The following is a 1104-nucleotide window of genomic DNA, read 5'->3' as shown; positions in this document are numbered from 1 at the left end:
CGGAGATGACGGCGTCGTCGTCGGCCGCCGGGGGCAGCGGCACGCCCGCGTGGACCTGCTCCCGGCGCCGTTCCGACAGCGCCCGGATCAGCAGCGAGCGGCCCATCCGCTGCTCGTCGTCGCGGGTCAGCTCCGCCAGCCCCGCGTCCAGTCGCCGACGCCGCTCCGCCCCCAACTCCGCGACCACCGCCCCCCGCAACCGCGCCACCAGCCCTTGATCCACTGACGAGACCGGGGCTGGACCCGCGGCTGGCTCCCAGACGCCGTCCACGGCATCCGAACCACGACCGTCCTCCGACGTCCCGGTCCGTCCGTCCACGCCGGTCACACCGTCAGTCCGGAATGTGGCTGGAGCGGCCGTCCGAGCCTCGTGCGCGCTCATGCGCTCACCGCCCCGGGGGAGACGAGCTGGGCCCGTTCGAGCAGGTCGGTGGCGACGGTGGTGGCGGTGGCCAGCAGGGCGGATCGGTCGATGCCCCGGCCGGTGGTCGGCTGGCCGCTGAGAGCGGCGGCGGTGCGCGGGTCGTGGGCCAGGACCCCGGCGACCGGGATGTCCTGCAGCCCGGGCGCCTGGGCCAGGACATCGCCCACGTCACGCTGCTGCGCCCGACGCCGTCCAGGGGTGGTGGGGTCGGCGACCACGACCACCGCCAGCCGCGCCAACCCCGAATTGGACGATGGACAACCAGCCCCTGACCCTGTCCCGGGGCGTGGGGTGTCATTGAGGAGGCGGGCGATGCCGGTGAGGCCGCGGCGGGTGTGCGCGACGCCGGACACCGTCGCCCGCGTGACCAGCACCACCAGGTCCGCGCCGGCCAGCAGCGCCGCCGCCGGGGAGGCCCCCGACAGCAGCCGGCCGCAGTCGGCGATGACGTCCGCGTGCTTCACGCCGGCCAGCAGGTCCGCGACCGTCCGCCAGGCCGGACCCATGGCCTCGGCCTGCTCCGGCGCCGGGGGCCCGACGAGGACGGGCAGCCCCCCGTCGAGGTGCTGGACGTGGTCCCACACCCGCTGCCCCGGAGCACCCGCTCCCCCGCCGTGCAGGCCGCCGTGAGTTGTCTCGTGGGGCTGGCCGCGGGTCGCGGTGGCCAACGACACGAGCCC

Annotated in this window: 2 protein-coding genes; both read right to left on the bottom strand. The window is 76.4% G+C overall.

From position 1 onward, the window contains the following. Positions 1–223, bottom strand: a 223-nt coding sequence (locus ACR80Q_RS18285; RefSeq protein WP_435379081.1) for a hypothetical protein, incomplete at its 3' end; no start/stop codon positions are given. Positions 224–378: 155 nt separating this feature from the next. Beyond that, positions 379–1104 (bottom strand): hypothetical protein (locus ACR80Q_RS18280; protein ID WP_435379080.1); only part of this gene is annotated, 726 nt, incomplete at its 5' end.

It is taken from the genome of Aquipuribacter aurantiacus (assembly GCF_051216895.1).
Lineage (GTDB): Bacteria > Actinomycetota > Actinomycetes > Actinomycetales > JBBAYJ01 > Aquipuribacter.
The sequence above is the reverse complement of the archived record's forward strand: the minus strand, read 5'-3'. Positions and strand labels throughout refer to the sequence as shown.